Below are 21989 nucleotides of genomic sequence, written 5' to 3'. Positions count from 1 at the left end.
TTAGCTATGGGCCGGATAGGACCCGAGGATTTTCATGAACAAACATCTACCGGAGACTTCTTCGATGGCTTTCTTAACCCGATCGTCCTCAATGTGGCCTTCGATATCGACAAAGAAGATGTACTCCCAGGCTTTTCGTCTAGAGGGACGCGATTCAATCTTGGTCATGCTCAGGCCATGCGAAGCGAAAGGACGGAGAAGATCGTACAGTGCGCCGACTTTGTCTTTTACCGAAAGCATCAATGAAGTCTTGTCTTTCCCCGTCCGCTGAGGCGGCTTCTGAGACAAGATGAGGAAGCGGGTCATATTGTTCATATTATCTTCGATGCGGGACTTGATGACCTTCAAGCCGTACAGTTGAGCCGCGAGCTCCGATGCAATGGCGGCAAGAGAAGGATTCTCCACGCAGAGCTCCGCAGCGCGTGCGGTACTCGCCACTTCCGCCAAAGGCACATTGGGCAAGTTCGTTTCCAGCCAATTTCGGCATTGCGCAATGGGCTGGGGATGAGACTGAATCTTCTTCACCTCTTCCATCAAGCCAGACTTCGACATCAAATGGTGGGATACGTCCTGATGAATCTCTCCATAGATCAGGAGATTGGAATCAATGAACATGTCGAGCGTGTGATTGACCACGCCTTCTGTCGTGTTCTCGATCGGGACTACACCAAAGTTGGCGCGCCCACGCTCAACTTCGCTGAATACGTCCTTAATGCTATTGACCGGGATATATTGTGCCGACGACCCAAACTTCTGCATGCAGGCCATATGCGTAAAGGTCGCTCGGGGACCGAGATAGGCCACCTTCTGCGGACCTTCGAGTGAGAGAGACGCGGACATGATTTCTCGATAGACCGGCCGAATAGCCTCGGAAGGGAAGGGCCCGGAGTTTTGCTGTATGAGACGCTCAATGATGGCCGCCTCACGCGCCGGGGTATGGAGATTGGCATCAGCGTCCTGCTGCTTCTTGAGCTTGCCAATCTCTATGACGCTTTTGGACCGCTCATTGAGCAGACGCAAGATCTCGTCATCGATGCGATCGATTTCTTTCCGGTAGTCGGAAAGGTCTCCGGACATAGCCAACCTCCTCTTCCCAGCCCAGTGAGGCGGTCACCCGTCCGTCGGCTGGAATGGCACAAGCTAAGTGGGAAATGATACAGGAATCATTCCAGGCAATGCAAGGAGACCTTCGCCGTTTCAGGGACTTGCGTGAGGCGCTCCAGCTGTTTGAACCTATATTCAGAAGAGTCTGACAGGGGCCAGAATTTTCACGAGAAGAGGAGGGAGCTGGGTCTTTTGAAATGATCGAAGGCCAGTTTCGTGACTTGGCGCCCGCGGCCGGTTCGTTCGAGAAAGCCGGCCTGAATCAAATAGGGCTCATGGACATCCTCGAGGGTACCCTTATCCTCCTGGACCGCCGCCGCCAGAGATTCGACTCCGACCGGTCCCCCGGCAAATTTATCGATAATGGTGAGCAGAATCTGACGATCCATCTCATCAAATCCCGCCGTATCGACGCCCAGCCAGGCGAGCGCATCCTGGGCTACTGGCTGGGTAATGCGCCCCTCCGCCTTGACCTGAGCATAGTCGCGCACTCGTTTGATGAGCCGGTTGACGATGCGAGGAGTCCCGCGAGCCCGACAGGCAATTTCCCGCGCGCCGTTGGAATCGATCGGAATCCCGAGCACCCCCGCTGAACGGGTCACAATGGTCTCCAACTCCGCGGGAGAGTAGAACTCCAGGCGATGGACGAGGCCAAACCGGTCCCGAAGCGGGGACGTCAGAGCACCGGCCCTCGTCGTGGCGCCAACTAACGTAAAACGCGGGAGATCCAATTTTACCGTTCGGGCGGCAGGCCCTTGGCCGATCACGAGATCGAGCTGATAATCCTCCATGGCCGGATACAGTGCCTCTTCGACGGAGGCGGGAAGCCGGTGAATCTCGTCAATAAACAGGACATCGTGCTCTTGGAGATTGGTCAAAATTGCGGCCAAATCACCCGCATGGGCCAAGACAAGGCCGGAGGTCGACCGGAGGGAGGCCCCCATTTCACGAGCAATGATATGCGCAATCGTGGTTTTCCCTAATCCAGGTGGACCGTAGAAAATCGTATGATCGAGCGCTTCGTTCCGCTGCTTTGCCGCCTCGATACAGACCCGCAAGGACTCTTTCATCCGCTCTTGGCCGATGTACTCATCCAAGGTCTGCGGACGCAGCACATTCTCGGTACTGCGCTCTTCGTCCGTAATCTGTGTGCTGACCACTCGCTCGGCCATCGTTGAGGGAGCCTCTCTCGTTGTGCGCTTATTTCTTTTCAGGCGTTGGGAGGTACTTGGGTGGAGGAGGCAAGGCCCCCTGCCCAGGCGTTGCCGTACTCCCGCAGTCTGGGGGGCACGTCTTACCGCCCTGGGTCGGATCGGGAAGGTTCTGCTCCATCTTCTCCAATTGACATTGCGCGAGCCGCCCCCCGTCCTGCCTCCCACAGCGGCCCGGCAGAGACGAGCTGCCGATTTCGCGGTAGCCCTCAGGACAGGATCCGCAGACGGACAAGAGATTCGCCCCGAGCGGAACACATTGAACGAGAGTGGGATCGCCGTCCTTGCAGATCTCCTTGGACTCAGTCACGCCGGTCGTCGCATAACCGTCGGGGCACTGGCCGCAGGTCTTCCGGATGCTTTTCGGTTCGCTCGTTTCTTCGGCTTGCACGGGCATGGCCCACAACCCCAATAGCAGCACGACAAGTCCGATCGATAGGTGAATCCAGGCTCTTCGTTGGGTCGATCTCGCCATCGTCCTTACCCCCTTGCCAGCTCTTTTAAACATTCACGAATCATGTCTTTCAGCACGATGGACTCAGGGTTGGACTTCTTCACCTGTTTCAATGCCTCTTTGGCATCTTGCGGGCGATACCCTAAATTCACAAGCGCGGACAACGCGTCATCGAAGGTCACATCCTGCCCCTGCCCGAGTGAATCATATGCTGCGACGAGCCCAGGATGAAGCTTTGCGACCTTATCCTTGAGTTCCAACACGAGACGGCTGGCCGATTTGTTCCCGATCCCTGGAACCGTTGTCAGCTTCTCGACATCTGCCGACTGAATCGCCACAACGAGGTCAGATACCGGAAGAGCCGACAAGACACTGAGCGCCAGTTTAGGACCGACGCCGGAGACACTGGTCAAGAGCACGAACGCTTCTTTTTCCTGCGATGTCAAAAAGCCGAAGAGCTGAATCGCGTCTTCACGGACATGGGTATGTACGCTCAGAAAGGTGCTTTCGCTGAGATTGGGCAATCCATAGTAGGTACTGAGCGGGATGAATACTTCGTAGCCGACGCCGTGGACGTCGAGAACCAGATAGGTTGGCGCCTTGAAGGCCAATCGGCCCGTCAGTGAGGCGATCATACTCTATGAGGCAACATAGGCTGAAGGTGTTCAGGCTGAAGACTGAAGTGTTCGGAACTCCGACCTTCAGCCTGAACATCTTCAGCCTGGATACCTGAATTGTTACCGTTGTTGTTCATCCAGCGGCGGCCACCTTCTCCATCACCTCGTCGGAAATGTCAAAGTTCGCATGCACTTTCTGGACATCCTCATGCTCGTCCAAGACCTCCATCAACTTGAGCATTTGCTCGGCGGCCTTTTCCTCCAACTTGATCGTATTCTGCGGGACAAAAGTCACTTCCGCCAGCAGGGTCTCAATCTTGGCATCGAGGACAGCTTTCTTCACGGCCTCAAAGTGGTGCGGGTCCGTGAGCACTTCAAAGCTTGAATCGCCCACCTTGACGTCCTCCGCTCCCGCGTCGAGCGCAAGGGAAAGCAACGTATCTTCGTCGACTTTGCCCTTCTCGATCGTGAGCAAGCCCTTCTTGTGAAACTGCCAGGAAACGGCGCCGGCCTCCGCCATGTTGCCGTGATTTTTCGTGAGGAGGTTCCGTAGCTCGGCAACGGTACGATTACGATTGTCACTCGTGATCTCCATCAATACGCCGGTCCCTCCTGGCCCATATGCTTCCAAATGAAACTCTTCATAGATGACGCCGGGCAATTCCCCCGTGCCGCGCTGAATGGCTTTCTTCAGCGTATCACCAGGCATATTGGCTTCTTTGGCCTTTAAGATGGCCAGCCGGAGACGCGGATTTCCGTCCGGGTCAGAGCCTGACCGAGCGGCAATCGTCACTTCGCGGATGATTCTCGTGAAAATCTTCCCGCGTTTAACATCCATGGCCCCCTTGTGCCGCTTAACCGTTGCCCAATGGCTATGTCCACCCATATGTACTCCATGCAACCGGCTCAAGGAGAGCCGACCGCGCAAGAACATGATGTCGATCGATTAGAGCTGGTACACGTAGCACAGGGCTGAAATGGTGTCAATTAGACCAGGGGGCACCCGCGACGGAACCAATTACTCAGAATACATCAGCAACTGTATCCCGATGAGGACGATCAGACCAGCCCAGAGCAACTCCCATTTGGAACCAACTGTATGCGACGGGGAGCGAAACCGTTCGAAGAACAGCTTGGACGAACCAGCTGTCACGGCAAGGGTTCCCATCAGCGCATGATCCATTGCGATGTTGTACGCGGAGGGATGGGCTCCGTGCGAATGGCCAAAGAGCATAAGCCCACCGGTGATGGCAAATAGGGGCAGGGGCAAACTCCATAGGCCATCGGAGATACGGCCAAGCCGCCGTAAGGCTTCAATGGCCCCTACAAGGAACAGCAAGAATCCATAGATTTTATGTTGGAGGATTTCCGGATCTTCCCCGGAAAATGTCTGTAGAAAACCAAGAGATCCGATTGGCCAGGCTTCATGATCGCTCCAAACCAGGAGGACGAGGCTGCCCGATAACATGGCGATGGGCAACAACAGTCTAAGCCACAACAGAGACGTCAGACGTAAGGACTGGCTCAACTCGGCACAACCCATCAGCAGAACAATGAGCCCGGCGAGATGGTGATTGAACTCCGAATAGGCGATGCCCCGAGCCGAGCCCTCCCACCCACTGACGATGATGCCATGGTGATCATGACCGGAAGCATGTCCGCCGCCAGCAGCCTCAGCATAGAGCCAGCCGGCGTCAATGGACAGGGCTACAACCATCACGGCGATGGCAATCCCCATCCACAGGCTCGCCAATCGGAACGCGACAGACAACGGACTCCCTCGCTGCAATGGAAAGGCCCATCCAGAAAACTGGATGGGCCTCTGTTCCCACGCTCGCACGAATCTATTCCTTACATGAACTTCATAAACTTATCTTTCGTCTCATCCATCACTTGAGCCGTAATGGTCGCCAGCCCGCGCTCCTTCGCCACCCGCTCGACCTCTTTGCGAGCCATCGGACGGATGAAGTCCGGGATATTCTCAAGCCGCTTCTCAGCCTCAGGCGTCCAGGTCATCCCGTTGCTCGAGTCACTCTTGGAATCGTCCATCACTTGCAACGTGATCGTCTGATATCCCTGCTTGCGGGCAAAGGCCTCCACGCTACTCTGTACCATCGGCTTCACAAATGACGGAAGACGGTCGAGCTTCTCTTTTGCATCGGCCGACCAGGTAAACTCCGAGGCCGCTGCGCCACCGGTAGCAGGCTTGCCGCCAGACGTCAGCCCCATTTCCGCCACCATCGCGGAGAAGGGACAACCGCCACTGGGCTTTTCTCCAGGCTTGCCGGCCGGCGCCGCTGTCGCTGCTGCTGCAGCCGGTTGGCCACCCTGAATCTTCTCGTTCAGATAGGCCGCCATTTGACCGGATCCGGCGGTGGCTTCGTCCTTCAACGTGCCACGCGTCATCTCAAAGGGCTCGGCCGCCACGGTTCGTCCACCCAACTGCACTCCGAGAGAACTGACCATCTGGGTTTCGCCGGGGTTGGTCACCATAGAAAACTTGGCACTGCAAGACGGGCAGCCGAAGAACACGCCGAGCGTGCCCTCTCCGGGCTTCTCCACCTTCTCAAAGTTCATGTAGGTTTCACAATTGAGGCACACGAATTTCATGGCGTCTCCTCTTTAGCAGGCTGCGGAAAAACTATTGTGGTACAGTGGAAACTCAATGGCCCGCACATCTAGGACAACAGGAGCATATCGCACAGAATGCTCAAAAAGGCCATCCAGCAAGGCCGCAGCGAGCGAAGAGGCGAGGCGTACGCTTCGGTACGTTGAGTCTCTGAGCGATGCGAGAACGGTGCTGGTGGACTTTTTCAGCATTCTGTTAGGGCGTAACATCACAGTTTATCGGCCAGCACCTTCTTATAATCGAGCAACGTTCTAATGCGCCCGGCAATTTCTTGGTACCGTTGAATTGTCGGGTACGTGTCATCGAGCAACGGCTCACCCTTGTCGAAGGTGCGCGCGAGCTTCCGGTCGAAAGGAATTCGTCCGAGCAACGGCAGATCCAGCGCTTCACACATGGCCTCGGTGTTGCCTTCGAATAACTCGTTGACCTCCCCGCAAGAGGGACAACGATACTCACTCATGTTCTCGACCATGCCCAGGACCTTGATCCCCATATCCCGCGCATAGGTGACAGACTTTTGCACCACGTCTGACGCCACTTCCGACGGGGTCGTGACGACGATCGCTCCCGCCAAATCCGGAATGAAGCCAGCGATGACGGGTGGCTTGTCCGCCGCGGCTCCTGGAGGTAAATCAACGAGGAGGTAGTCGAGTTCGCCCCACACGACATCGGCTAAAAACTCACGGATAACGTTCATTTCCATCAGACCCAGCCACACCGGGCTGACATCCATCGGCCCCTTCCAGCGAACCGGCGAGGCATCGTCCAGAAAGAAGTCCATCGACGCGACTTTCACGCCAAGCGGCCCAACCGGGGGGATCGCTCCCTCTGGCCTCATGGTCAATGACTGACCATGCATACCCAGCATGCGAGGCACACAGGGTCCATTCAGATCCACGTCGAGCAATCCGACCTTCCCTCCCTGTCGCGCAAAGGCCAACGCCAGGTTCACGGTCGTCATGCTCTTGCCCACGCCGCCTTTGCCGCTCATGACCACCAGCTTGTGCTTGATGCCGGCCATGCGGGCATGGACTAATTTAGTATTTTCAGAAAGCTGCGCGAGGACCTTGGCGTCGTCCGAGAACTTCAGTTTACCAAGAATGGCTTTCAAATCTTTCTCGACCGCCATGGGAAATACCCCTTGTTAACTGTGCAAATACAGCGAGATGGAACGGTACCATAGGGGTTTCTGGAGAGTCAAACTCCATACATCCAGCCCGCAGATGGCACACATTCCAAGGCTAACGTCTCATTGAGCGACCGAGCAGGCGGGCGAAGCCCGCTTGCGAAGGTCCGTCTCGAATGGCTTGTAGAGCGCGGGTGGGCAGAGCCCGGTTGAAGATGTCTCAATGCCGTGCACGATCTTGCTAACGTACCGACTGCGCCTATTCCGCCGACCATCGAGGGCTGAATGCCGTCGGTGGAGCTTTCATCCGCTCGATGAGTCCTGGACCCGTGGGGAAACCCGACAACATGCCCGCTTGTGTTCCTGCGACGAGCGTTTCCCCCTGCCAACTGGAGTTGCTCTTGAGCCAGTTTTGCGGACTAAATATTTTACCGGCGGTCTGAGTCTGAATAAGCGCATTCTGCATGGCGTTCTCGACGCAGGTAGCGGCCATTGAAAGAATATCACTGGCCTGTTCCAGCGCCTTCGTCGTGGCCCCCGGTGCCACGACGGCCTGGGGCTGCTTATTGATGGCAGCGATGAGAGACGACACCGCGAATAGGATGTGGTACTTGACGTGAGACCGTCCCGCCCGCAACTCGTTGTTCATATTTAGATTCGGCCACGCCTTCTCGATAGCCTGAATCCAGCCGTTCAACGCGGCGATGTTCTCTGGCGGATAGGCAGTGCGGAACAGCGTCTTGTAGTATTCGTCAAAAACTTTGTTCTCATTGTGCGAGATATTCGGGCGTTGACAGTGCCACGCCATCACGCATTTACCGAATGAGGAGGCATCCATCACGAGCTCGGGCGTCTTGACCTTGTCCTCGGGTGCCATTTCGCCACGTTTGGTAAGAAATGCTCCGGTCGGGTATCGTGTCTCGAACGCCTTCTTCAGGCCCACCATCACGCGATCATTACTGCGTAGATCACGCTGCTTAACGGCACTTTGCGAGTTGGTATTGATGCTGATGTGGTCGCCAAAGGCGCGATCCTTGATCTCGTAAAACCGAAAAAGGATGTGGGCGTCTTTGGCTTCCGGAGCACGGACTCGCTCGGAACATGTGTAGATCGTGCTCAGCGATTGGCAGCCGTTGACCACGCTCACGCCCTTGAGCGTTAGTTTGGTTCGGTCGGCGCTCATAGTCATGGAGTCGCAGATCGCAGTGATTCCGTTGTGGTAGAACATAAAGTCGCGGACGCGCTCGCCGTGGATGGTCCGTTTCAATGCGCGATTGACCTTGTTGTTGCTGCCGAGTGATTGCCGCACGTTCTTTGCGAACAGCCGCCCGTCGGTAATGCCGGGAAACTTGAGGCATTCCGTAAGCGGGAGCATGGCGATGATAGTGTTTGCGCTCGGAAATGGCGTGTGGACAATCTTGGCGGGATCGAGCGTGACTGTGTGCTCCAGCGATGGAAGCACTGTGTTTTCTGCCTCGGCAAGACGCGCGGTCAACATCTCGGTGTCGATAAGGTGCAGACTCGCCGAGAAGTCTTCGAACTCCGATACTTGCTCGGCGAATGCCTTGAGGTCGGCCTGCGCGGCCTGCGTGAGCGTCCCCGTGGTCAGTAACTCAAACTCCACCCGGTAGTCCTCATCCAGCGCGGTGCGGATCGCTTCGATCTTCTTCTTGAGTCGCTCGTTGCAGTCCTTCTGTAGCGAGTCCAACTTCTGGATCCTCAGCCATGCGGTCAGGACTTCCTGAATCGGCCCACCATCCACTTGGCCAGCCGTGATGAACTTGCCCTGAATCACAACGATGCGCTGTTCCTCTTCATCCACGATCACGGCGTCGATCTCCTTGTCGTTCGGTCCGTCCGTGATGTCATCGCGGGTCTGCGCGTCGTCACGCAGGAGCACGCGTCGGAGGTACCAGGCGATGAAGCGCTGCCCATCGTTGTCGAAGTTGTTTCGGTAGTACGGGTCCTCGGCAATTTCTCGCTGGATCTGAGCAATCATCGGCAATGGTCTCCCTATTAAAGCGCTGACGGCGTGTTTGGTGTGCTTTCGGTGTGCCCGATCGATTGTCGTCGCTCTAACTATAATTCGACGTCCAAATCATTTCGGCAATACCGGCAGAAACTGCCTGCTAATCCCAGGCCATGCGGAGGACAGGCAATTGCGCAAGCTTCTGAATCTACATGGCTTTCCGCGGGACGACCAGGAGTGCCCGCTCGCGCGTTAGCTGTCATCCTGTGCGTCCTAATGCATTCCCAGGACCACACCACCGCTTCTTCGTCTCCCACAACACCTGCCTCCGACCCAGAGGCGCATGAATGGCGCGGCACATTCTCAGCCGATTCATAGGCTTCGTCAAGTAAGAGAGAGAACCGATTGCGAGTCAGATAGAGAAGGTGACATAGGATGCTCAAAAAGTTCGTCCAGCGAGGCCGCAGGCGAATCGAAACCGGAGGCGTACCCTCACGGGTATGTTGAGGATTTCGATGAGACAAGAACGAAGCTGACGGGCTTTTTCAGCATCCTGTCAGATCGAATATTGAAAGGTCGGCTTCGCCCCGATCGCCTGAGCCAGAACTCCACGCCGTTTCAACTCCTCAAGAATTCGTCGAGTAGCTGCATCAAAGTCTGTCGGGCCTGACAACACGATATCCGTATTTGGCGGAGCCTCTTCTGGCGCCTTGCTCATGTGAATCGCGATGACTGGGACCGGGTGGACGAGCGTTCGAATAGCCTGTGCCGCTTCGACATAGGCCAGCCCGAAGGGATTGGTCGTCGAGACCACGATCAACCCGGTATCCACCAGCAACCTCGCCACTTCGCCATAACGGCGAGCCATCTCGGTCGCCTGTCCTCGTTCTCCTTCCGAGAGGTCTGCGTCAAGCCCGCGTCGGAGATTGCCTCCGTCGAGCAAGTAGGCATGCCGGCCATCTGCCACAAGCCGGGCCTCGATAGTCCTGGCCAAGAACGACTTCCCCGTATGCCGCCCCCCGGTCACCAACACAATCGCGGCGCGATGACCATATTGTTGCGCGCGATCCTCGACCCCGACCTCCCCCTTCACCCAGGCAAAGTCGCGCTGCCGAGCCTCTTCCCGGAGGAACTCCTGATCGTCATGGACCAGTTCTGTCACGATGCCGCCACCGGCAATGTCGTACTCATCCACGAGAACGAACCGGCCAGTCGCCTCGAACGAAGCCGAGAGATCGAACGCCACCGGCGCTTTGGCTCGAATGGTAATCTCTGCAACCTGATTCTTATTCACCACACTGCTACCCTGCTGTTGAGCCAGATCCATCGTGTCGATGATCCGGTGAATGGTGGCAACTTCACAATCCACTTCCTTCGTCGCCACTCTGAGCTGATACCGCCGTCCTCGCTCCAACGGCTTCCGGCCCAGCCAGAACACATTCGCTCGAAAGGCGGTCGACACGAGTGGAAGCTGCTCCTGATGCGACGCCACCTCTCCCCGCTCGACAAAGATCTGCTCATCGAGTGTGACACCAACGGACTGGCCTGCATGGCCTTCAACCGGCAGAGGATCCACATTGAACGCTTCAATCGATTTGACCGTCGCCCGCTTATTCGAGGGCGAGAACACCAGTGAATCGCCGACCTTCAATTGGCCTGCCGTCACACGTCCGGCGATGATGCGGCGGGCGTCGAACTTGTACACGTCCTGAACCGGCAGGCGAAGCGGCTGCTCGGAACGTCCGGGCTCCTTTCTGAACGCACTGAGCGCATCCAGCACGGTCGGACCGCTGTACCAGGGCATCTGCTCGCTCCGGTTGGCGATATTATCGCCGAGCTTGGCACTGACCGGAATAACCTGCTGCGGAACCGCCTTGAATTGCCCGAGAAACTCGCGGTATTCCTTTTCGATCCCGTCGAATACATCCTGCCGATAGCCGACCAGATCCATCTTGTTCACCACGACGGCAAATTGGCGAACGCCCAACAGCGACAAGAGATAGCCATGCTTCTTGGACTGCTCCTTCACGCCCTCCAAGGCATCGATCAGCAACAACGCCCCTTCAGCACGGGCCGCCCCGGAAATCATGTTTTTGAGGAACTCCTTATGCCCCGGCGCATCGATGATGATGTATTGCCGGCCCTTCCAGCCGAAGAACGTCCGCGCCGTATCGATCGTGATCCCCTGCTCCTGCTCTTCCAGGAAGGCATCGAACAGGAATGCGTACTCGAATTCCTTCCCCTGCTGCTGACAGATGGCTTGAACTTTTTCGAGCTTGCCGTCCGGCAACGATCCCGTATCGGCATAGAGCCGCCCCAGCAAGGTAGATTTGCCATGGTCCACATGCCCGACGATGACGATGTTGAGATTGTCCGATGATTTCGAAATTATTTCCGCCATTTTCACTCTCCAGAATGTTCAAACAGGCAGCCCAGCAAGGCCGCAGGGGAGGAGAAACCGCAGGCGTACCCTCTGCGGTACGTTGAGGATTTCTCCGACCCGAGAACGCCGCTGGATGCCTGTTTCAACATTCTGCCCCTACATGTAGCCGTCTTTGCGGAGTAGCTCCATCCCGCGCCCTTCATCCTGCGCCCGGCCCGATCGCTCCGCCACCGTGGTATGCCGCAATTCGTCAATAATCTCATCCACGGTCTTCGCCGTCGATTTGATCGGCGTGGTACAGGGGGCACAGCCGAGACTGCGATAACGAGTCCCGTCCCCCTTGTCGAGATAGAGATCGATGAAGGGAATGTTCTCGTATTTGATGTATTCCCAAATGTTGATTTCCGTCCAATCCAGCAACGGATGGATCCGGATATGGGTCCCCGGAGGAAAGGTCGTCTTAAATTGATCCCAGAGTTCCGGTGGTTGATCGCGGAAATCCCAATCGCCATGTTTGTCGCGCGGTGAGAAATAGCGCTCCTTGGCTCTGGTCCCTTCCTCGTCTGCCCGCACACCGAGAATGATGCCCGTATAGCCCTTTTGTTCGATCAATTGCTTGAGCCCATTGGTTTTCAAGGCGGTACAGCAATTGACGCGGCCCAGCGTATGATTCATCCCGGCCGCAAGCGCTTCCTTGTTTTGCCCCACGACCAATTTAAGGCCCCATTCGCGGGCGACTCGATCTCGATATTCGATCATGGCCGGAATTTTGTAACTCGTGTCGACATGGAGAAGCGGAAGCGGGACATGGCCAAAAAAGGCTTTTCTGGCCAGCCACAGCAGGACGGTCGAATCCTTCCCCATCGACCACAACATGGCCAGGTTATCGAAATGTTTATAGGCTTCCCGGAGAATGTAGACGCTCTGGTCTTCTAATTGACGAAGATGTCGCACGGACTCGATCCTCTCCTGTGTCAATGGGTTCGTCCGGGGACGCCTGTGCCCACCGGCTCCTGTGTCAGCTCTTCTAACTTTCGTGCCGCGGCTCCCTCTTCGAGCGCTCGCCGCGCCAGCGGAATGCAGGCCGTCCACGTCGCGCCTTTGCCTGCGGCGTACAAAATCAAGGCCGCATTCATCAATACCCAGTTGTGCGACCCGCCCTGGACCTGATTATGGAGAATCCGTCGAAGCAGATCGGCTTCCTTGTCTCGCTGGTCCGACGGAAAGCCGGCCATGTCGCGCGGCGTGCCCAGCGGCAATCCGGCATCTTTTGATGCGAACGAGAGAGGGGTAATCCGCTCATCCCGCAATTCCAACACCCTGGTGAGTGCGCTAATCGACAGCTCTGGGTCACCTTCCACGCCGCTGACCACCAGCGCCCGCGGACAGGCCAACATCCGCAACACTTCAGCGGTCTTTTCAAAGTGAGGCGGATGAGACAGACCGACGACCTGTGACGCGGCGCGAGCCGGATTCAACAGTCTTGCAATCGGATGAAAAACGTTCCGCGCTCCCAACTCCTGTCGCATCTCCAAAAAGCGATAGACCGGGGGATGGTACAAAGCGATGTCGAGATAGGCGAACCCATGCTTCTTCACCGCCTCTGCCGCGACTTTCGGCTCCATGTCAATCGGCAAGCCCAGGGCCTTGAGCACCCCGGCATTCCCCGCGCGACCGGGAATCCCGTCATAGCCATGCATCAACACCGACGCACCGGCCGATGCTGCCACGATGGCGGCAGCCGCAAGGGCATGAAAGGTTTCCTGCTTCCCTGCGTAACTCGGCAGATCCACGACACCGAGCTCTCGGGGGATCGGCACAGGCGCGACATACGAACGTGCGGTCGCGGTCATCGAAGCCAATTCAGTAACGGACTCCATCTTTATTCTCATGGCAATGAGAAAGGCCCCCACCTGTGCCGGCGTGGCCTCTCCTTCAATGAGTGCCTTCATCGCCCGCTTCGCTTCGTCCCAGGTCAGATCCTTGGCAGCCCTTGGCCCCTTGGCAATTTTCGCAATAAATTCCTGCATCAATATTACGGGGCCTTGTGTAACCCGCACTCCGTCTTGGTAAAATTTTTCCATCGTCCCGCGCGGGGGTCTTCGCCGGGCATCACCGGGCTCGTACAATGGGTGCAGCCGATACTGGGGTAGTTGCGGTCATGCAGTGCATTGTAGGGAACCTCGTAGACACGAATGTAGGTCCAGACATCCTCCCACGTCCACTTCGCGAGGGGATTCACTTTGACCAACTGAAACTTCTGGTCCCACTCGATCAGTTTCGCATGGGCTCTCGTAGGAGACTGGTCCCGCCTGATGCCGGTGATCCAAGCATCGAATCCCTTGAGCACGCGGGTCAGCGGCTCCACTTTGCGCAATTCGCAACATTGATCGGGATGGCGCGTCCACAGAGTCTCGCCCTGCTGAGCCGCCTGCTGCTCCGGCGTCAGCAGCGACTTTACCTGAATGACCTGTTGCGGCTGTAGCCCGTACTGTTCGATCACACGATCGCGCGTCGCGTAGGTCTCAGGAAACAGGAACTCCGTATCGAGATAAAAGAGCGGCACGGAGGGATTGATGCGGTGGACCATGTCCAAGAGCACCATATCCTCCGCTCCAAAACTGCAGGCAAGCACGATCTTCGGCGTAAACCGCTCAATCGCTGCGGCCAACAGCTCTTGTGGCTGCTTCGCCTCAAACGACTCACTCCAGGCGTTCAATTCTTCCGATGATAGACTGCCCATTCAGCTCTCTCTTCCTTCACACACACACTGCAAGCGGCGAAGGGGTGCCCCTCACTGCGCGCGTCCAACGAGGGCCTTCTCAGGCCGCGCGTTGCGCGAGCAAGGGAATGATCCCTCCGCCGCACTACTCTACTTTTTCGACCAGAATCCGATAATGAGCCGCCTCGGCTTCGAGTGGTTCCTGCAACAACAGCTTATGCCCATCGTTCTTTAAGCTCAGGGGCACGTTTTTGATCGGCTCGCCTGCATCAAGCCAGACTTCCAATTGCTCACCCGCATCCATCATCTCAAGTTTCAACTTCGTCTTCACATAGTTCAGCGGGCAAGCCACCCCCCGCAGATCGTACACCGGCGCACCGGACGCAGCAGGCGCGGTGACAGAAGACAACGCTGGCTTCACCGCCGGCGTCGGGCTGGCCGTCACCACTGTGGCCTGGCCCACCGCAGCCAACTTGAGATCTTTGCCCATCTGCTCCGTGGCGGAACGGCAGGCATCGACGAAACCCTTCGCAAACACCATCTTCTCCCGGGCCGATTCGCCGGTCGTCTCCTTGGGCCCTAAATCGCCAACACTCTTCCTCAAGTCCCGATACATCGCCGGAACGATGCCCTTCTGTGCAATGCGGCTATCAAACTCGATGAAGGTTTCTGCATCGGTCGAGGGCTCAAGTCCTTCCGTCACGAGCAACGCCTTCGCAGCAGACAGCACGGCCCGATAGGACTTGTTCACCGACACGGAATACTGATGGTTGTCGACAAGCAGCTTTGCCTGATAGAGCTCTTGATCGGCTTCGAGAATGCCGTTCTCGATCATTTCAAGCGCGCCACCAGCGCATTCGCCTGGTCCGAGATCTTCCAAAACGAACTCGGCCTCACCTTCCCAGTCATAGTAAAACGTAGGGTCCTCTTGAAAGGATGGAACGATGGTATAGGGAATCAGCTCGTCCTTGAGTTTGATCTTGCCGACACGATCGATGAAGGCCGGCAACCCTTCACCTGAAAGGCGATCTCGCCGGTAGACGCGAATCAAATGTGTGATCGCCGCCGACACGCTCTTCGCCGGCAACTTCACCACCATCTGTCCGATTTTCGCGGTCCCGTCGACCTTCCCGCCCAAATGCAATTCATAGAACGGCGCGACATGATCGGCAATCCGCTTCCCGACACCATGCAAACCAATCGTGGCGATATGGTGTTGCGCGCAGGAGTTGTGACAGCCGCTAATCTTGACCGTGACGTCATGTAAATCTTCGGGAACCCGCCCGGCTGGAAATACCTCTGCCAGGGCCCGCGCGAGCCCCTTGGAAGACGTGATCCCCAGACCGCACGTATCGGTACCGGGGCAGGCAATAATATCTTCAACCAATTCGGCGCCGGGATCGGCCAAGCCCTGTGAGGCCAAATCGGCATAGAGATCGGCGATGCGCGACTCCGGTATCCAGCGAATGATCATGTTCTGATTGATCGTCGTCCGGATGTTGCCATTGGAATAGCGATCGGCAAGATCAGCGATGAGCAGCATCTGCTCTGTCGTGAGATCGCCCATAAAGAGCTTGGTCACGGCGGCGACATAACCTTCTTGCTTCTGCCGCACCACATTGGTCCGTCGCCACATCTCGAACGGCGTCTCCGCCGGTGCGCCATTGGCATGGCCATTGGTTTGCCCCGCCGCCTGCTTCGGTCTACTCGACGTCGGCATGATGAGGGGAACAGGTTCATCCGGATACGACAGTAATTTGATGGGCTCGTGGGTCGGACGGGCATGCCCCATCGATATATAGGCCTCTTCCCAACGACGTTTAAACTCCTCGAAGCCCAGCTTTTCGATCACGAACTTCATCCGGGCCTTCGTCCGATTCTTTCGATTGCCCAAGGTATCGAATACTCGGATCACCGCTTCGACACTCGGAATGAGTTCGTCCATCGGGGTGAACTCCCGGAGGACCTGGGCCAGGCGAGGGGCCGAACCGAGTCCGCCGCCTGCCACCATGCGAAAGCCGATGACTCCATCGGCACGTTTCGCCGCGAGCAGACCGACATCGTGAATCGGTGTGAGCGCGCAATCCTGTTTGCAACCGGAGAACGCGATCTTGAACTTTCGGGGAAGGCTCTGGTTGAGCGGGTTCCGCAACAGGTGCAGCGCCACGGTTTTCGCATAGGGCGTGACGTCAAATACTTCCCCCTGACAGACCCCGGCAAGATGGCAGGCCGTCACATTACGAACGGTGTTGGCGCAGGCCTCTCTCGTCGTTAACCCGACTTCTGCCAACCCACGCATGATTGTCGGCACATCCTTGAGTTCGACGAAATGCAACTGGATATCCTGACGCGTCGTGACATGTCCAACCCCGGTCGCATATTGCTCGGTCAATTCTGCAACGCGGCGAAGCTGATTGGCCGTCATGCCACCGAAAGGGATCTTGATACGCACCATCTGGACACCGGCTTGCCGCTGTCCGTAAATACCGTATTGGAGACGAAACGGCCTGAACAAATCGCTCGACACGTCGCCGGAAGCCAAGCGTGTCGCCTCGGCTTCAAAGGTCTCGATCTCCTCGGCAATGGCAGGAGAAATGGGCTCTGTCTTGATCGAAACTGTATTCAATGGTGTATGACTCATCATGACCTCAAATATGGTACATCAACGATCGCTCTTGCTCGAGCGCTCGTTGCTGCCCGGCTAATTCTTCCACGCTGATCGCTTCGAGCACATGGCGCTCCGCCTGATGGACCTGCTCCCACATCTTTCCAAGCAGCAACTCCGGCTTACTCAGCCGTTTCACCTGTGCGCGCCCAGCGCCGCCGCTCGGGGTTGAAAGCGGGCCATCGAGTGCTTCGAGGATTTCGACGACCGATACTTCGGACGGTTTTTTCGACAACACATAGCCCCCTTGAGCACCTCGAAGACTCGACACAAGACCGGCCTTCTTCATTCCATGGAGGACCTGCTCGAGAAAGCGAGCAGGGATGGCTTGCCGGCGTGCAATCGATTTGGCCTGAACAGGCGCCGTCCCAAGATGCATCGCTAAGTCGACAGCCGCCATGATCCCGTACGTTGCCCTCAAAGACACTTTCATACATGAGTATTCCGGTAGGAATTAAAACATTCTGGTCATTTTAATACTACTTGAACGGCTCCCCTGTCAAGTCACCCCTCCCTGATATTCCTCGCCACATGGTCCTGAAAATTTGGCTGTGGAACCAGAGGTACGCCCTTCATCCGGCGACGTAAATCTCGACGATTTCCTCCCACGTGAGCCAACAAGAACAACGCTTTCTCTATTTTCCTCGTTGACATCAAATGGGCTCTGGGCAATAATCCGCACCACTTTTCGCCCTTCTCCTGGAACCTGCATGTCGCCTACATCTTCCGTCTTCAGTATTTTGCTTCTCTGCGGCGACCCAGACGTCCAGAGTCAGGTCAACCACATATTCAAAGATGCCTCTGTGACGATGGCAAAAGACGCGGCCGCTTTGCCCAAAGAGACAGCGCGACGCACATTTGATGTAGTCATCGTCGAATCGAAACCCGGATCGTCCGATGGAACCGCTGCCATCTCCACCGATATGAATCTCGCGCAGAGCCTGCTCATCACCGGTTCCCGAACCGTACTCAAACGAGCCGCCAAGTCCATGCAGGTGATCGCGCGGCAGAATAATACGGGAGCGAACGGAAAAGACGCCCTGTCGCTTGAGGACTATCTCGAATGGAAGATGGGAGATTTCGTGAAGGGGATGCGAAACGGTTCAGGACGCAACCTACATCCCATGTTGATCACGGCCATCGAACGGCCCTTGATCACCAGAGCGCTTCAGGAAACCAAAGGCAACCAGATCCAGGCAGCAGAGTTACTAGGCTTGAACCGGAACACCCTTAGAAAAAAGATCCATGACCTGCATATTCCCGTGAAACGGAATCGGACTACGCGAACGCGAGAAACCTAACCGGTCGAGTGCCTCCAACGGCACAGACTCACGGATGCGCAGAAAAGACATCGATGGCAAGGAGTCGCGTAGTTCAACCCAACAACAGGAGGGGCACGATGACGAAAGAAGAGCTGATCGCAAAAATGGCGGCATCCGCTGGTATCACCAAGGTTGCCGCAGGCACTGCGTTACAGGCCTTTACCGGCGCAGTGACCACATCCCTGAAAAAGGGACAACGCGTGTCGCTGGTGAATTTCGGGACCTTTACGGTCGCCAAACGGAAAGCCCGGCTTGGACGTAATCCCCGAACCGGTGAGGCGCTACGAATTCCCGCCGCCAAAGTCCCGAAGTTCTCGGCAGGGAAAATTCTCAAGTCAGCCGTCCGGTAATCTCTCACGATTATCTGATCCTGCTGGCGGGAAACGAGAGAGAGGGGAGCCATTTCTATCAAGAAGTGCGCTCCCTTCTCTTTATGCGTTTCTTGACAGGTTGGGCAGGGCTATATTAGCATGCGCCTTCGGATCGACAGGCGCGTAGCTCAGGGGGAGAGCGCTACCTTGACACGGTAGAGGTCGACGGTTCAAGACCGTCCGCGCCTACCACCCAGCTGAGGGCATCCGCTTGCTTCTCGTAGGCGGGGTGCCTTTGTTGTTTCTAGTGCTTGATTGAAGTTCGTGCATGTCATGAAAATTACGCTCACAGACGGCAGTAGTCGGGATATTCCGGCAGGACAAACCGTTGGGTCTGCCCTGTCGGCTCTCGGCCTGAAGCTTGGCCCGAACATCCTCGCTGCGAAGGTGAACGGCCAAACCGTCGATCTCTCATGTGCACTGACTGAAGATGCTGAAGTGGCCCCATTGCAATTCGACAGCGTGGAAGGCCGCGAGGTCTACCGCCATAGCAGCACCCACATCATGGCGCAGGCCGTCAAAGAAATATTTCCCACCGCACAACTGACGGTCGGCCCGGCTCTTGAGGACGGGTTCTTCTACGACTTTGCCTATGAACGCCCCTTTACCCCGGAAGATCTTGAGAGAATTGAAGCGCGTGCGAAAGAGATCATCAAGCGCGCCCTTCCCGTGAAACGCACGGAACTCTCAAAACAAGAGGCCGTGAAGTTTTTTCAGTCTCGTGGCGAGAACTATAAAGTTGAACTAATTCAGGGATTCCCGGATAACGAACCGATCTCTGCCTATAGTCAGGGGGAATTTACCGATCTCTGCCGCGGCCCGCATCTTCCGACGACAGGTCATGTCGGAGCGTTCAAGCTGCTGAACACGGCCGGAGCCTACTGGCGCGGTGACGAGCGCAATCCCATGCTGCAGCGGATCTACGGGACCTCCTTCCCGTCCCAGGCGGAGCTCGACGCGCATCTTGCCCGGCTCGAAGAGATTAAGCGACGAGACCACCGCAAAGTCGGCAAGGAGCTCGACTTGATCTCAATCCAGGATGAAATCGGCCCTGGCCTGATCCTCTGGCACCCGAAGGGCGCAACGATACGATTGTTGATCGAAAACTTTTGGCGCGACCAGCATATTCAGAACGGGTACGAACTGGTGTATTCCCCTCATGTCGCGCGGCTCGATCTCTGGAAAACCAGCGGCCACGTCGATTACTACCGCGATAATATGTTCGCACCCATGATGCTTGAGAACAGCGAATACCAGCTCAAGCCGATGAATTGCCCGTTCCATATCATGATCTATAAGTCGCATCTGCGCAGTTACCGGGACCTCCCCATCCGTTATGGCGAATTAGGGACCGTCTACCGGTACGAACGGACCGGCGTACTCCATGGTTTGCTGCGAGTCCGAGGCTTTACACAAGACGATGCGCACCTGTTCTGTCGGCCCGATCAGATTGAAAGCGAAGTCAGCCAGGTTCTGGACTTCACGTTCTTTATTCTCGGCACCTTCGGATTCACCGACTTTGAAGTGTACCTCTCGACGAAACCGGAGAAGTCAGTCGGTTCGGAAGAACGATGGGCCCAGGCCACCAGCGCGCTCGAAGCCGCATTGAAGGGTCGAGGCATCGTCTACCAGATCGATCCGGGCGAAGGCGTCTTCTACGGGCCAAAGATTGATATCAAAATCAAGGATGCGCTGGGTCGCTCCTGGCAATGCTCGACCATTCAAGTCGACTTCAATAATCCCGAGCGGTTCGAGTTGGGTTATATCGGAGAAGACGGCAAAGTTCACCAGCCGATCATGATCCATCGGGCCCTGATGGGATCGATCGAACGGTTCTTCGGCATTCTGATCGAGCATTTCGGCGGCGCCTTCCCAACCTGGCTCGCCCCGGTTCAGGCAACCGTCATGTCCATCACGGATAGCCAGCGGCCCTACGTTGCCGAGGTCGTGGCCCAGCTCAAGGCTGCCGGATTCCGCGCTGAAGCAGACCTTCGGAATGAAAAAATAGGGCTCAAAATTCGAGAAGCAGAAAAAGCGAAGGTTCCATTTATGTTTGTGGTTGGCGACCGAGAAGTGCAGAGTGGGACTCTGGCTATACGGGGCCGGAGCGGTGCCAACCTCGGCAGCATGACCGTCGCGGGAGCGCTCGACCTGCTCCGTGCAGACCTTAAGCCGGCAGGGCAGCAACATTCACTGACACAATAAGAGGTGTCTTATCGTCCCCAAACTACGAGTTAACCGAGAGATCAGAGTACGCGAAGTCCGGGTGATTGGGCCAGAGAGTGAACAGCTTGGCATTCTCCTGACGGCGGATGCCTTCAAACAGGCACAAGATCAGGGGTATGACCTCGTCGAGATCGCCCCGACGTCAGTGCCTCCCGTATGCCGCATTATGGACTACGGGAAATATAAGTTTGAGCTGAGCAAGAAAGATCACCAAAACCGGCGCCACCAAAAGTCGACGCAGGTCAAAGAAATCAAGCTGCGCCCTCGAACGGATAAACACGACTTGGAGATCAAGGTTCGACAGATCAAGGGATTTCTGGCCGACGGCAATAAGACGAAAGTCGTCTTGACATACCGCGGGCGTGAAATGGCGAACCAGGAAATGGGCCGAACGCTCATGAATACGGTGATCGCCGAAGTGGGAGAGAAGGGCACGATCGAGTACGCCCCCCGAATGGAAGGGCGGAGCTTGATCATGATCGTGGCGCCCAAGTAAGACGGTCGGCCCGAACGCTATTAACAAAAGGAAGCACGGACATGAAGAAAAGGAAGATGAAATCCCATAGTGGAGCCAAAAAGCGGTTTACCCGCACCGGCTCTGGAAAATTGGTCAGGCGGAAAGCGGGAAAGCGCCATATCCTCACCAGCAAGACGCAGGATCGGAAGCGCCGGTTGAGCGGCACGGTTCTCGTGGATAAGACCAAAACTCAGGCGCTGGATCGCTTATTGCCCTACAGCTAAATGAGAAGACACGACTCGCGTTAACCAAAAGGAGTATTGACCCATGCCTCGCGCAAAAGGTGGCCCCAAAACAAGACATCGTCGGAAGAAACGGCTGAAACTGGCTAAAGGACAGTACGGTGGGAAGAGCCGTCTGTTCCGCACTGCAACAGAATCAGTTGATAAGGGACAGGCGTACGCCTATACCGGACGGAAAAATCGGAAACGGGATTTTCGTGTATTGTGGATTGCGCGCATCAACGCGGCAGTTCGGGCACATGGACTCACCTATGGCCGGTTTATCAATGCCCTGAAGAAAGCGAATATCCTCTTGGACCGCAAGGTCCTCTCGGATATGGCGATCAAGGATGCCACGGGATTCGAGCAGTTGGTCGGTCTTGCCAAGCAACACCTTGCTCCGGCTGCTGCCTAAGCGCAGCCGCCTCGCAAGAGCACTCTTCGAACCATTG

The 21989-nt window shown here is 56.4% G+C and carries 21 protein-coding genes and 1 tRNA gene; 7 read left to right on the top strand and 15 right to left on the bottom strand.

All coding sequences use genetic code 11. The features are described 5' to 3' along the window. The 15 genes from pheA to Q7U76_16125 form a co-directional block, all read right to left on the bottom strand. Complete coding sequence (gene pheA, locus Q7U76_16195; protein ID MDO8357918.1) at positions 1 to 1077, bottom strand: prephenate dehydratase; 1077 nt, start codon at positions 1075 to 1077, stop codon at positions 1 to 3. Positions 1078 to 1268: 191 nt separating this feature from the next. Continuing rightward, entirely contained in the window at positions 1269 to 2276 is a 1008-nt protein-coding gene (ruvB, locus tag Q7U76_16190; GenBank protein MDO8357917.1) for a Holliday junction branch migration DNA helicase RuvB, read from the bottom strand. Positions 2277 to 2304: 28 nt separating this feature from the next. Beyond that, positions 2305 to 2790, bottom strand: a complete 486-nt coding sequence (locus tag Q7U76_16185) for a hypothetical protein (GenBank protein MDO8357916.1) — start codon at positions 2788 to 2790, stop codon at positions 2305 to 2307. 5 nt (positions 2791 to 2795) lie between these two features. Then, complete coding sequence (ruvA, locus tag Q7U76_16180; protein MDO8357915.1) at positions 2796 to 3404, bottom strand: Holliday junction branch migration protein RuvA; 609 nt, start codon at positions 3402 to 3404, stop codon at positions 2796 to 2798. Between the two features lie 115 nt (positions 3405 to 3519). Beyond that, positions 3520 to 4272, bottom strand: a complete 753-nt coding sequence (locus Q7U76_16175) for a YebC/PmpR family DNA-binding transcriptional regulator (protein ID MDO8357914.1) — start codon at positions 4270 to 4272, stop codon at positions 3520 to 3522. A gap of 132 nt (positions 4273 to 4404) precedes the next feature. After that, entirely contained in the window at positions 4405 to 5226 is an 822-nt protein-coding gene (locus Q7U76_16170; protein MDO8357913.1) for a hypothetical protein, read from the bottom strand. Positions 5227 to 5237: 11 nt separating this feature from the next. Then, a complete protein-coding gene (locus Q7U76_16165; GenBank protein MDO8357912.1) occupies positions 5238 to 5996 on the bottom strand; it encodes a PCP reductase family protein in 759 nt (252 codons plus the stop codon). Positions 5997 to 6223: 227 nt separating this feature from the next. Beyond that, positions 6224 to 7144 (bottom strand): Mrp/NBP35 family ATP-binding protein, encoded by a 921-nt coding sequence (locus tag Q7U76_16160; GenBank protein MDO8357911.1) that lies wholly within the window; start codon positions 7142 to 7144, stop codon positions 6224 to 6226. 256 nt (positions 7145 to 7400) lie between these two features. Continuing rightward, complete coding sequence (locus Q7U76_16155; protein MDO8357910.1) at positions 7401 to 9140, bottom strand: AIPR family protein; 1740 nt, start codon at positions 9138 to 9140, stop codon at positions 7401 to 7403. Between the two features lie 526 nt (positions 9141 to 9666). After that, on the bottom strand, positions 9667 to 11511 hold the full coding sequence (locus Q7U76_16150; GenBank protein ID MDO8357909.1) for a GTP-binding protein: 1845 nt from the start codon (positions 11509 to 11511) through the stop codon (positions 9667 to 9669). Positions 11512 to 11649: 138 nt separating this feature from the next. Continuing rightward, positions 11650 to 12447 (bottom strand): sulfate adenylyltransferase subunit CysD, encoded by a 798-nt coding sequence (gene cysD, locus Q7U76_16145; GenBank protein ID MDO8357908.1) that lies wholly within the window; start codon positions 12445 to 12447, stop codon positions 11650 to 11652. A gap of 20 nt (positions 12448 to 12467) precedes the next feature. After that, entirely contained in the window at positions 12468 to 13523 is a 1056-nt protein-coding gene (gene trpD, locus Q7U76_16140) for an anthranilate phosphoribosyltransferase (protein MDO8357907.1), read from the bottom strand. Between the two features lie 5 nt (positions 13524 to 13528). Next, positions 13529 to 14236: a phosphoadenylyl-sulfate reductase gene (locus Q7U76_16135; GenBank protein ID MDO8357906.1), complete on the bottom strand. Its 708-nt coding sequence runs from the start codon at positions 14234 to 14236 to the stop codon at positions 13529 to 13531. Positions 14237 to 14360: 124 nt separating this feature from the next. Beyond that, positions 14361 to 16856, bottom strand: coding sequence for a sulfurtransferase TusA family protein (locus Q7U76_16130; protein ID MDO8357905.1), 2496 nt, complete (start codon positions 16854 to 16856; stop codon positions 14361 to 14363). Positions 16857 to 16863: 7 nt separating this feature from the next. Further along, positions 16864 to 17313, bottom strand: a complete 450-nt coding sequence (locus Q7U76_16125) for an Rrf2 family transcriptional regulator (protein MDO8357904.1) — start codon at positions 17311 to 17313, stop codon at positions 16864 to 16866. 277 nt (positions 17314 to 17590) lie between these two features. Here Q7U76_16125 and Q7U76_16120 point away from each other — a divergent pair, with 277 nt between their 5' ends. The 7 genes from Q7U76_16120 (at position 17591) to rplT (ending at position 21952) form a co-directional block, all read left to right on the top strand. Next, positions 17591 to 18181, top strand: a complete 591-nt coding sequence (locus Q7U76_16120; protein MDO8357903.1) for a helix-turn-helix domain-containing protein — start codon at positions 17591 to 17593, stop codon at positions 18179 to 18181. Between the two features lie 53 nt (positions 18182 to 18234). Continuing rightward, positions 18235 to 18552 carry an HU family DNA-binding protein gene (locus tag Q7U76_16115; protein MDO8357902.1) on the top strand — a complete coding sequence of 106 codons (318 nt, stop codon included), beginning with the start codon at positions 18235 to 18237 and terminating at the stop codon, positions 18550 to 18552. 138 nt (positions 18553 to 18690) lie between these two features. After that, a tRNA-Val gene (locus Q7U76_16110) sits at positions 18691 to 18765 on the top strand. 81 nt (positions 18766 to 18846) lie between these two features. Further along, positions 18847 to 20778 (top strand): threonine--tRNA ligase, encoded by a 1932-nt coding sequence (gene thrS / locus Q7U76_16105; GenBank protein ID MDO8357901.1) that lies wholly within the window; start codon positions 18847 to 18849, stop codon positions 20776 to 20778. Positions 20779 to 20788: 10 nt separating this feature from the next. Further along, a complete protein-coding gene (infC, locus tag Q7U76_16100; GenBank protein MDO8357900.1) occupies positions 20789 to 21295 on the top strand; it encodes a translation initiation factor IF-3 in 507 nt (168 codons plus the stop codon). Between the two features lie 41 nt (positions 21296 to 21336). Next, entirely contained in the window at positions 21337 to 21540 is a 204-nt protein-coding gene (rpmI, locus tag Q7U76_16095) for a 50S ribosomal protein L35 (GenBank protein ID MDO8357899.1), read from the top strand. A gap of 43 nt (positions 21541 to 21583) precedes the next feature. Beyond that, positions 21584 to 21952 (top strand): 50S ribosomal protein L20, encoded by a 369-nt coding sequence (gene rplT, locus Q7U76_16090; protein MDO8357898.1) that lies wholly within the window; start codon positions 21584 to 21586, stop codon positions 21950 to 21952. Positions 21953 to 21989: the final 37 nt, after the last annotated feature.

It is taken from the genome of Nitrospirota bacterium (genome assembly GCA_030645475.1).
Classification (GTDB): Bacteria; Nitrospirota; Nitrospiria; order Nitrospirales; family Nitrospiraceae; genus Palsa-1315.
This window is presented reverse-complemented; position numbering and strand designations above follow the sequence as displayed.

Bases quoted from the DNA above. Each gene is read 5' to 3' on its own strand.
- ruvB (MDO8357917.1), bottom strand. From the start codon at position 2,276: ATGGCCGAGCGAGTGGTCAGCACACAGATTACGGACGAAGAGCGCAGT.
- Q7U76_16135 (MDO8357906.1), bottom strand. From the start codon at position 14,236: ATGGGCAGTCTATCATCGGAAGAATTGAACGCCTGGAGTGAGTCGTTT.
- thrS (MDO8357901.1), top strand. From the start codon at position 18,847: ATGAAAATTACGCTCACAGACGGCAGTAGTCGGGATATTCCGGCAGGA.
- Q7U76_16115 (MDO8357902.1), top strand. From the start codon at position 18,235: ATGGCAAGGAGTCGCGTAGTTCAACCCAACAACAGGAGGGGCACGATG.
- Q7U76_16130 (MDO8357905.1), bottom strand. From the start codon at position 16,856: ATGAGTCATACACCATTGAATACAGTTTCGATCAAGACAGAGCCCATT.
- Q7U76_16185 (MDO8357916.1), bottom strand. From the start codon at position 2,790: ATGGCGAGATCGACCCAACGAAGAGCCTGGATTCACCTATCGATCGGA.
- Q7U76_16165 (MDO8357912.1), bottom strand. From the start codon at position 5,996: ATGAAATTCGTGTGCCTCAATTGTGAAACCTACATGAACTTTGAGAAG.
- Q7U76_16120 (MDO8357903.1), top strand. From the start codon at position 17,591: ATGTCGCCTACATCTTCCGTCTTCAGTATTTTGCTTCTCTGCGGCGAC.
- Q7U76_16155 (MDO8357910.1), bottom strand. From the start codon at position 9,140: ATGATTGCTCAGATCCAGCGAGAAATTGCCGAGGACCCGTACTACCGA.
- Q7U76_16175 (MDO8357914.1), bottom strand. From the start codon at position 4,272: ATGGGTGGACATAGCCATTGGGCAACGGTTAAGCGGCACAAGGGGGCC.
- rplT (MDO8357898.1), top strand. From the start codon at position 21,584: ATGCCTCGCGCAAAAGGTGGCCCCAAAACAAGACATCGTCGGAAGAAA.
- Q7U76_16150 (MDO8357909.1), bottom strand. From the start codon at position 11,511: ATGGCGGAAATAATTTCGAAATCATCGGACAATCTCAACATCGTCATC.
- Q7U76_16160 (MDO8357911.1), bottom strand. From the start codon at position 7,144: ATGGCGGTCGAGAAAGATTTGAAAGCCATTCTTGGTAAACTGAAGTTC.
- rpmI (MDO8357899.1), top strand. From the start codon at position 21,337: ATGAAGAAAAGGAAGATGAAATCCCATAGTGGAGCCAAAAAGCGGTTT.
- ruvA (MDO8357915.1), bottom strand. From the start codon at position 3,404: ATGATCGCCTCACTGACGGGCCGATTGGCCTTCAAGGCGCCAACCTAT.
- trpD (MDO8357907.1), bottom strand. From the start codon at position 13,523: ATGCAGGAATTTATTGCGAAAATTGCCAAGGGGCCAAGGGCTGCCAAG.
- Q7U76_16125 (MDO8357904.1), bottom strand. From the start codon at position 17,313: ATGAAAGTGTCTTTGAGGGCAACGTACGGGATCATGGCGGCTGTCGAC.
- pheA (MDO8357918.1), bottom strand. From the start codon at position 1,077: ATGTCCGGAGACCTTTCCGACTACCGGAAAGAAATCGATCGCATCGAT.